The 9,662-nt window shown below is 68.2% G+C and carries 7 protein-coding genes; 3 read left to right on the top strand and 4 right to left on the bottom strand.

All coding sequences use genetic code 11. The features are described from left to right. Positions 1-329: 329 nt before the first annotated feature. From QH196_RS08125 to dnaK, 4 genes are read right to left on the bottom strand one after another with little or no spacing between them, the layout of a single operon-like run. Positions 330-764, bottom strand: a complete 435-nt coding sequence (locus QH196_RS08125; protein ID WP_280415138.1) for a heat shock protein transcriptional repressor HspR — start codon at positions 762-764, stop codon at positions 330-332. Further along, positions 764-1,924, bottom strand: coding sequence for a molecular chaperone DnaJ (gene dnaJ / locus QH196_RS08120; protein ID WP_033246462.1), 1,161 nt, complete (start codon positions 1,922-1,924; stop codon positions 764-766). Before dnaJ ends, QH196_RS08125 begins: the two co-directional genes overlap by 1 nt. Positions 1,925-1,975: 51 nt before the next feature. Then, positions 1,976-2,713, bottom strand: a complete 738-nt coding sequence (gene grpE / locus QH196_RS08115; protein WP_280415137.1) for a nucleotide exchange factor GrpE — start codon at positions 2,711-2,713, stop codon at positions 1,976-1,978. Then, complete coding sequence (gene dnaK, locus QH196_RS08110) at positions 2,710-4,560, bottom strand: molecular chaperone DnaK (RefSeq protein ID WP_280415136.1); 1,851 nt, start codon at positions 4,558-4,560, stop codon at positions 2,710-2,712. Before dnaK ends, grpE begins: the two co-directional genes overlap by 4 nt. Positions 4,561-5,204: 644 nt before the next feature. On the opposite strand from dnaK, the gene QH196_RS08105 reads away from it, so the two are divergent. From QH196_RS08105 to QH196_RS08095, 3 genes are all read left to right on the top strand, one after another. Next, on the top strand, positions 5,205-6,581 hold the full coding sequence (locus QH196_RS08105) for a hypothetical protein (protein ID WP_280415135.1): 1,377 nt from the start codon (positions 5,205-5,207) through the stop codon (positions 6,579-6,581). Positions 6,582-6,725: 144 nt separating this feature from the next. Beyond that, positions 6,726-8,081: a S1 family peptidase gene (locus QH196_RS08100; protein ID WP_280415134.1), complete on the top strand. Its 1,356-nt coding sequence runs from the start codon at positions 6,726-6,728 to the stop codon at positions 8,079-8,081. An 18-nt stretch (positions 8,082-8,099) separates the two neighbouring features. Then, complete coding sequence (locus tag QH196_RS08095) at positions 8,100-9,413, top strand: S1 family peptidase (RefSeq protein ID WP_280415133.1); 1,314 nt, start codon at positions 8,100-8,102, stop codon at positions 9,411-9,413. The last annotated feature ends 249 nt before the right edge of the window (positions 9,414-9,662 follow it).

Here is a 9,662-nt window from a genome sequence, read left to right as displayed (position 1 = left end):
CGGGAGTGGTCCCAGTCCTGGCCGCCGAGATGCAATTCCCCAAACAGTACCGCGATTTGGGGGAAAACATTACGCACCGGGGAGATGGCCCCAAATTACCCCGCGTTGGCGGGCGGGCGCGGGTGTCGCCGCCCTTGGGCGCCGGGGCTCGCCCCCCGCTTGCGGCGGGCGCGCCCGTTTTCCCCCCCCGGGTTATCCCGTGGCACGGGCCGAAACCTTTCAGGGCCTCGCTGAACTCGGCACCACCGTGGTTGCGTGGGATCCGGATAGGACCTCGCTGATCGGCGCCCACCATTGCGTACGACCCGGGTGGGTCGAGCATTCGCCCCTTATCTCCGCCGGTTACGGGGTTGCCAGACGACCAATGCCGTATTGCGCTGGGGCGGGATCAGTTCCGGCCGGTAATCCGGCCGGGCCCGTTCCCGTTCCAGCGCCGCGGCCAGTTCGACGACCCGCTCCTGCAGTTCGGATACCTGGTTGGTGAGTTCGATGATCCGTTTGATCCCGGCCAGGTTGACGCCCTCGTCCTGGGACAGCCGCTGCACTTCGCGTAGCAGCTCCACGTCCCGTTCCGAGTAGCGCCTACCGCCACCCGAGGTGCGCTGCGGTGTCACCAATCCCAGCCGGTCGTAGGTGCGCAGTGTCTGCGCATGCATACCGGCCAATTGGGCGGCCACCGAGATCACGAAGTATTCGGTGCTCGATTGGCGCGCCTGCGCCCGCGCCGAACCACTTTCGGATGCCCGTTTCGGATCGTTGGACATCACGCACCTGCCCATCCAGCTCTCGGATCGAAGCCGCTGGCCTTCTCCGCCTCCTGCAGCGCACGCATTGCAGCCACGGCGTCGTCGTCCAGCTTCGGTGGCACGGCGACCTTCACGGTGACCAGTAGATCACCGGCTCCGCCACCGCGTTTGGGAACTCCGCGGCCACGCACCCGCAGGGTGCGCCCGTCGGCGGTACCCGGTGGCACCTTCACGCCGACCCGGCCCTCCAGAGTGGGCACCGATACGGTCGTGCCGAGCACCAATTCACTGTAGCTGACCGGCAGTGCCAGGGTGAGGTCGTCGCCGGTGCGGCCGAAGACCTTGTCCTGGCTCACCCGCACCGTGACGTACAGGTCGCCCGAGGGCGCGCCGCGCAGTCCGGCCTCGCCCTGCCCGGCCAGCCGGATCCGCTGCCCGTCGGCGATGCCCGGTGGGATCCGGACGTTGATGGTGCGGGTGCGGTTCTGGATACCGTTGCCGTGGCAGTCCACGCACGGGTCGTCGATGATGGACCCGGTGCCGCGGCATTCGTCGCATGGTTCGCTGAAACCGAACGCACCCTGGTTCCGGCTCACCACACCGCTGCCGTTGCAGATCGGGCACACCCGCGGGCTGGTACCCGGTTTCGCACCGCTGCCGTGGCAGGTGGTGCACGGCGACGGACTGGTCAGGTGCAGTGGAACCGTCACACCGCGCGCGGCTTCGCGGAACCCGAGGGTTGTCTCGGCCTCCACATCCGCACCCCGGCGCGGCCGGCTGGTGCGGGTGCCGCTGCGGTTGAACAGCCCACCGAACAGGTCGCCCAGGCCGCCGTCGGCGCCGCCGGCCTGCTGCCCGAAGATATCGCCCAGGTCGAATCCCTGGGTGAAACCGCCACCGCCGCCCGGGGTGAAACCACCGCCCCGGCCGTACCCGCCGCCCGCGAACAGGCGGCGGGTTTCGTCGTATTCGGCGCGTTTGGCCGGATCCGACAGCACGGTGTGGGCCTCGCTGACGGCCTTGAACCGTTCCTCGGCCTTGGCGTCCCCCGGATTGGCGTCCGGGTGCAGATCACGGGCGAGTTTGCGGTACGCCTTCTTGATCTCTTCGGTGGAGGCGTCGGAGGAGACGCCCAGTTCCTTGTAGAAGTCCTTTTCGATCCACTCCCGCTGGCTCACCGGGCATCTCCTCCTTTCCCCATCGCTGCGCGATCCCGCGCCGCGGGATCGTTAATTCGACGAACCGGCATCCGCATCCGATGCCTCCGCTGCTGCGGCTTCGGCCGCGGGAGCGGCATCGGCGGTGGTGTCGGCCGCGGTATCACCCACGCCGTCGGTCACTCCGACCATCGCGTGCCGCAGCACCCGCTCGCCGAAGCGGTAACCCTTACGCATCACCACGCCGATCACCGGATCGTGCCCGGCGCCTTCGTGTTGTACGGCCTCGTGCAGATTCGGGTCGAAGGCATCGCCCTCGGTCCCGAATTCCTCGAGTCCCTGTTTACGCAGTGCCTCGATCAGCTTGTCGGCCACCGAACGCAACGGACCGGATTCCAGGTCGCCGTGCGCTTTGGCGCGGTCCAGGTCGTCGAGCACACCCAGCAGTTCGGTGACCACGGCGGCCTTCGCGGTGTCCATCGCGGTTTTGCGGTCGCGTTCGACTCGGCGCCGATAGTTGGTGTACTCCGCCGTGAGCCGCTGTAGATCAGCGGTGCGCTCGGCGAGTTCGGCCGCCGGATCGGTTACCGTCGCGGCCTCGGCGGCCACCTCGGCACCGTCACCGTCCAGACCCGACTGCGGCGCCTGCGGGGCAACCCGCTCCTCGGCATCCGCGGCGGTCCCGCCCCCGGCCGGGGCGGCCGCATCGGCAGCCCCGGCCGGATCCCGGACCTCGCCGGTTTCCGGATCGATCTTGCGCTTGTCGACGAAGCTGATCGGTTCCTCGGAATTGTTACCCGCGTTCGTCACTTCTTCTCCGTGTCGACCGGTTCGTCCACGACCTCGGCGTCGACCACTTGGTCGTCACCGGCGGCATCGCCGGTGGCACCGTCACCGGATGCCGCGCCCTCGGCCGCCGACGCCTCGTAGATCGCCTGGCCCAGCGCCTGCGATTCGGTGGCCAGCTTCTCCACCGCGGCCTTCACCGCGGCGGTATCGGTGCCCTTCAGCGCCTCCTTGGCCTCACCGATCGCGGACTCGACCTTCGACTTCACGTCCGCGGGGACCTTGTCCTCGTTATCGGCGATGAACTTCTCGGTCTGGTGGACCAGCGATTCGGCCTGGTTGCGGGTTTCCGCTTCCTCGCGCCGCTCCTTGTCCTCGGCGGCGTGCGCCTCGGCGTCCTTGATCATCCGGTCGATCTCGTCCTTGGACAGGCCGGAGCCGTCCTGGATCTTGATCGTGTTCTCTTTACCGGTGCCCTTGTCCTTCGCGGTCACGTGCACGATGCCGTTGGCGTCGATATCGAAGGTGACCTCGATCTGCGGCACACCGCGCGGGGCCGGCGGGATACCGGTGAGCTCGAAGGAGCCGAGCAGTTTGTTGTGCGCGGCGATTTCGCGCTCGCCCTGGAACACCTGGATCTGCACCGACGGCTGGTTGTCGTTGGCCGTGGTGAAGGTTTCCGAACGTTTGGTCGGGATGGTGGTGTTGCGCTCGATGAGGTTGGTCATCACTCCGCCCTTGGTCTCGATACCCAGCGACAGCGGGGTCACATCGAGCAGCAGGACGTCCTTGACCTCACCCTTGAGCACACCGGCCTGCAGGGCGGCGCCCACGGCGACGACCTCGTCCGGGTTCACGCCCTTGTTGGGCTCCTTACCACCGGTGAGCTCGCGGACCAGATCGGTCACGGCGGGCATCCGGGTGGAGCCACCGACGAGCACGACATGGTCGATATCGGAGACCTTGATCCCGGCATCCTTGACCACGGACTGGAACGGCGCGCGGGTGCGGTCCAGCAGATCGGAGGTGATCTTCTGGAATTCGGCGCGGGTGAGCTGCTCGTCGAGGAACAGCGGGTTCTTCTCCGAGTCGACGGTGATGTAGGGCAGGTTGATCGAGGTGCTCTGCGAGGAGCTCAGCTCGATCTTGGCCTTCTCGGCGGCCTCACGCAGCCGCTGCATGGCCATCTTGTCCTTGGTCAGGTCGATACCCGAGCTGGACTTGAACTTGTCGACCAGCCATTTCACGACCCGCTCGTCCCAGTCGTCACCACCGAGGTGGTTGTCACCGGACGTGGCGCGGACCTCGACGACGCCCTCGCCGATTTCCAGCAGCGAGACGTCGAAGGTGCCGCCACCGAGGTCGAAGACCAGGATGGTCTGTTCCTTGTCGCCCTTGTCCAGGCCGTAGGCCAGGGCCGCGGCGGTGGGCTCGTTGACGATGCGCAGCACATTGAGGCCGGCGATCTGGCCGGCTTCCTTGGTGGCCTGACGCTGAGCGTCTTCGAAGTAGGCGGGGACGGTGATCACCGCGTCGGTGATCTCCTCACCCAGGTAGGACTCGGCGTCGCGCTTCAGCTTCATCAGCGTGCGCGCGCTGATCTCCTGCGAGGTGTACTTCTTGTCGTCGATCTCGACGGTCCAGTCGGTGCCGATATGGCGTTTGACCGAGCGGATCGTACGGTCGACGTTGGTTACTGCCTGGTTCTTGGCGGGCTGGCCCACCAGAACCTCTCCGTTCTTCGCGAACGCGACAACCGAGGGCGTAGTGCGCGAACCCTCGGAGTTGGCGACGACGACCGGCTCACCACCTTCGAGAACGGCGACGACCGAGTTCGTGGTCCCGAGGTCGATTCCGACCGCACGAGCCATTTGTTGTTCCTCCTCGTTTTCGACTGCTTGTGTCTGTACGGGCTGTCCGCCCCAATACGCCGAGGCCCCACAGGGCCTGCGACGCTCGGACCAGCCCCAGGCACGGCATAGAGCACGGTCCCAGCAATACTGAGCGTGGTCGGCTCAATCCTGCCTGCCGACAGTTCGGCCGTCAAGTCAAACTTGAGTCGGCTTCACTCAACATTGTCGATCAGCTCAACCTCCGGATCCGGCGATGTATTCCCGGGGCGCAGCACACGGTGGCTCGGACCGGGCAACGCTCCGGGACACACCCGGCCACGTCCACCCTCGATCCGGGCACGCACACCACGCCCGGGCCCCGGCTGCCCCGGATCGCCCGAGGCCACGCCCGGGTTTCAGGTCCGGCACCGCCCCCGGATGTACCCGGGAAACAGCGCGAGGCACACCCGGGTACCCGATCGTTACGCGCGCCGGAGCCGGTTGCGGGCCACACCCGACTCCCCCCGGAGGCGGTCCGGTACCCCGCGCCCGGATCCGCGCCGGACCCCGATCGCAGCTATTGTCAATGCTCCGCGCACGGTCGCCGCGCGCCGCGCCGGGCGAGACGTACGTGGACCCATAGCGTCGTTGTTGGATGAGGAAATCGAAGCGAGGATCCGAGGATGGCCACTGGGGTGGGCCTGCACATCGCCGAGCATGCGTGCACCGCGGCGGTCGTCAGCGATGACGGGGACCCGCACTTCATCATCCGCGAACCGATCCTGCACATGTCCGACGACGGCGATGCCGAACTCGGTGGCACCACACCCCCGCCCGGCTACACCCAGACCATCACCGGTTTCATCTCCGCCGTAGGCGATCCGGCCGGCGTGGCCGTGGACGACGGCGAGGCCTACCGCGGTGAAGACCTGCTCGCCACCGCGATGTTCTGCCTGATCAACCTCACCGCCGACTACCTCAACGGCCCCGCCGAGTTCTATGCGACCCACCCCGGCGGCTGGCCCGCCGCGCAGGTCTTCGCGCTGCGCGGCGCACTCGACTATCTGGGCCTCGGATCCGTCGCCCTCATCGGCGAGGACGAACTCCCCCCGCGACCCGGCGGCCACAGCGCCGACGAGGTCGGCCGGTACTACGCCGAGAGCGCCGGTCGCGCCGCCCTGGCCGTGGTGCTCGAAACCCCCGCCGGTGCGACCCCGCCCGACCCCGGCACCGCCGAGAACTCCTTCCTCGACACCGTCGTCATGCCGAAACTCGGTTCGGGCGACACCCCGGCGAAGGCGTATTCCGCAGTCGATCCCGACCCGGCCTATTCAGCGGCGGCCGCCGACTCGTTCGCGGGGGCCGATCCCCAGGCCGATCCGGAGGCCACCTACGGCGGTCCCAGTCTGGGCGTGCTCGCCGCGGGGCTGGGAGTCACCTCGGCGGCCGCGGGCGCCCTACCGGCGGCCGATCCGGGCACCCCGGAATCGAGCCCGCGCCCTTCGGGGTCCGCCACGACACCGCCGAAAGGCGCCGCCCGCACTCCGGCTGCCGAACCGAAGGGGTCCCGGCGTACGGCCGTCCTGATCGCCGTCGCCGCGCTCGTGGGTCTCGTGATCGGCGCACTCGGGGTTACCGCGTTCCTGCGGCCGGGGGCGGCGGAGCCCGGACCCACACCCGTGACGAGCTCCGTGACCGAAACCCCGGCTCCGCCACCGCCCGCGCCACCGCAGCCGGTGGCCCCGCCGCCCGCCGAGCCGACCTATACCCCCGAACCGACCTACGAGCCGGAACCGGTCGAAACCACCGAGCCCGTCACCACGCCGCCACCGGTGACCACCACGACGCAATCCGCGCCGGCGCCCACGACTTCGGTTCCCGGCACCACCGAACCGAGCGGCCCGACCCTCACCGACCCCACGACCAGCACCACCGAAACCACGACAACCCGGACACGGCCGGGGTACGAATTCTTCCCGTTCCCGATGCCGTTCCGCAGCGAGGATCCGGACCTTCCCGACACCGGTTCCCAGGAAGGGCGCCAACAGGAAGCCAGATAGCGTTTTGTGCCTTAGAGTGTTCGCCTGACCGGTGTTCTCCCGGCCACCCCGGAAACCTCGGTCAGCTCGACCACACCTGTGCGCCAACGGATTCAATCCCGTGGCCATGGATAATCTGGCACACAGTGCCGACGAAGGGACTCCATGCGCAAGTCGGTGGCGCGTCGCGCCGCGGTCAAAGCTGCCGTCATCAGCTCTGCCGTTCTCCTGACTCCTCTGTTCGGTGCGGTTCCGGCAACCGCGGAGCCCGCCCCCGAACAGCTGAGAGCCGAGGACTTGCCGCCCGAATTCGTCCAAGCGCTGTCCCGTGATCTGCATATGACCCCGACCGAATATCTGGACCGGTCGGCTCGCGCTCAGCAACTCCAGGACTACGCGGCCGAATTCCGCGCCGAACGCCCCGATGTGTTCGCGGGCGCGTGGATGACCCCGGAGGGTAAACCGATCGTCGCCGTGACCTCGCCGGACGCCGCCAAGGTGGCCAGCGCCGACGGCTATCACACCCGGCTGGCCCCGGTTTCGGCCGCCGCGCTGGAAACCTCGCTGACGCAACTGAATCAGTGGGTGGCCGGCCAGCCGCGCGATATTTCGCAGGTGATCAATTCGATCGCCATCGACTTCCTCAACAGCCAGCTGGTCGTGAATGTCGCCAACACGCCGCTGGCGCATATGCTCAATCTGCCGACACTCATCGCGAATATCAAAGTTGTCCTCGGCCCCGACGGCGGCGGCCCGGTCGAACGCCATCCGATGGGCGGCGATACCTATATCAGCGCGCCCGGCCCCCTCGACGACGCCGAACTGCGCAGTGTCGATGTCTGCTCGTTCGGCTTCAACAGCGTCGATTCCGCCGGAAACGCGCTGAATATCAGTGCCGGGCATTGCAATCCGAATCTGGACAAAGGCGACGAGCGCGCGGCCGTGTACAGCCCGAATGTCCACAATATTCCGGCCAGCCCGCAGCTGGGCACCTTCGTGAAATCCGAATTGGGTGGTCCCGCCACGCTCGACTATTCGGTGATCCAGCTGAACGAACGCGCCGTGGGCGCCGGAATGGATCAGCCCTCGGTCCGCGGCGCCAACGGCACCACCCTGAATATCACCGGCACCGCCGACCCGGTGGTCGGCGCACCCGTCTGCAAATCCGGACAGTCGTCCACCTTCACCTGTGGCTTCGTCGTCGCCGACCGGGTCGAGACCCAGCTGTTCACCACCGAGGGCGACGCCAAGACCATCCGCGGTTTCGCCAGCACCGCCTGCACCCTGGGCGGCGACAGCGGTGGCGCCATCGTCACCGGCACCCTGGCACTCGGGATCACCAGCGGTTCGAACGCCGCCGACGCTCCCGACTGCGGTGAAGCGAATATCGCCCTCGCCCAGTACGGCGGCACCGCCACGCTGGGCATTCCGATCCGCGCGGTCCTCGCCGATATCGACGCCACCTCGGGCGGCGGTCTCGGCAGCGGTATCAGCGTACGAACCAGGCAGAATGCCGGTTGATCCCGATATAGTCTCTGCATGCTCATGCCACGCATAGGTAAACGGCGAACGGCGCCGTTCAGAACCCGCACCTTCCGGGCCGCGGCGGCCGCCTCGGCGGCGGTACTGCTGTTCGGCCCCACCGCGGTGTCCTCCGCCGCCCCCGACCCCGGCCCCGGCCTGCCCGCCGATCTCGTCGCGGCCCTCAGCCGCGATCTGCACATCTCCCCCGAGGAGTACCTGCAGCGCGCCGATACGGCCCAGCAGGTGGCCGCGTTCGCCACCACCGCTCAGCGCCAGTTCCCGCAGGTGTTCGCGGGCGCCTGGCTCGACGAACACGGCAAGGGCGTGGTCGCCCTCGCCCCCGGTCCCGGCGGCGAGGAAGCGCGTAGCGCCGCGGAGTCGACCGGTTTCGTCGTCCGCAATGTCGCCAAGAGCGAACAGACCCTGCGCGGGGAGAAGAGCGCCTTCGAACGCTGGCTCGACGGCCAGCCCGCCGCGGTTTCCGCGCTCGTCCGCGGTGTGGTCATCGATACCGTCAACAACAGCATCGCCGTCCGCGTCGACCAGGCCGGCCTGCCGATGCCGAACTTCATCGACCCGGCCCGCGTCATCGTGATGGCCCCGCCGGTCGCGGCGGAAACGCTGCCCGCCGCCGATATCGCCGAAGGCAGCGCCGCGGCACCGCTCGGCGGCGGCGACGGATACGCCTCGGTGGCCGGTGACGGTTCGCTGCGCTGTTCCTTCGGTTTCAACGGAATCGGCCCGGCCGGTAACACCGTGAACATCACCGCCGGCCACTGCAATCCGGACCTCGACAACGTCGGCGCCGCCAGCGTGCACGAATCCCTCGGCGGTAACCGCGTCGGCCCGAAGATCGCCACCTTCCAGAAGTCGGTCCTCGGCAACCAGGACTACTCGATCCTCGACATCGAGGACGGCGCCGCTGGACGCTTCGAGAACAACCAGGTCAAGGTGCCGGGCGCCGGGCCGGTGCCGATCGAAGGCGTGGCCACCCCGGTGGTCGGTGCCCCCGTCTGCAAATCCGGTTCGCGTACCGGCTTCAGCTGCGGTGTCGTGAATGCCGTCGATCAGACGGTGCAGGTCGGCGATCGCCAGCTCACCCAGAGCTTCTCCGCCAATATCTGCGCCCTCCCCGGCGACAGCGGCGGCGCGATCGTCACCGGCCGGCTGGCCCTGGGTATCTCCAGCGCCTCGTCGGTCGCCGACTACCCGATCTGCGAGATCCCCAACATTCTGGGCGTGCTCACCGGTAACGCACCGCAGCTGTTCGCCCAGCCGGTGAGCGTGGTGCTCTCCGACAATCCGGGCCTGCGTATCCGCACGAGCTAGACGGCACGCTCACCCTTCGCCCGTCTCCGGGTGAAGGGTGAGGGCAGCGGGTGTGACTTCCCGGGCATAGAGCTGAGGAAAGGGTGGGGGGCGGGGGGCCGGGCGCCCCGTTGGGGGTGGGGGGGGGGCCGGGGTTTTACGCCACCCTTTTCGGGGGCCCCAAATACACACCTAATGGGGGGGCCGGGCCCCCCGCCCCCACCCTTTCCTCAGCTCTATGCCCGGGAAGTCACACCCGCTGCCCTCACC

The organism is Nocardia carnea (assembly GCF_029868325.1).
Taxonomy (GTDB): Bacteria; Actinomycetota; Actinomycetes; order Mycobacteriales; family Mycobacteriaceae; genus Nocardia; species Nocardia carnea_C.
This window is presented reverse-complemented; position numbering and strand designations above follow the sequence as displayed.

Bases quoted from the DNA above. Each gene is read 5' to 3' on its own strand.
- QH196_RS08125 (WP_280415138.1), bottom strand. From the start codon at position 764: ATGTCCAACGATCCGAAACGGGCATCCGAAAGTGGTTCGGCGCGGGCG.
- dnaK (WP_280415136.1), bottom strand. From the start codon at position 4,560: ATGGCTCGTGCGGTCGGAATCGACCTCGGGACCACGAACTCGGTCGTC.
- QH196_RS08105 (WP_280415135.1), top strand. From the start codon at position 5,205: ATGGCCACTGGGGTGGGCCTGCACATCGCCGAGCATGCGTGCACCGCG.
- QH196_RS08100 (WP_280415134.1), top strand. From the start codon at position 6,726: ATGCGCAAGTCGGTGGCGCGTCGCGCCGCGGTCAAAGCTGCCGTCATC.
- QH196_RS08095 (WP_280415133.1), top strand. From the start codon at position 8,100: ATGCTCATGCCACGCATAGGTAAACGGCGAACGGCGCCGTTCAGAACC.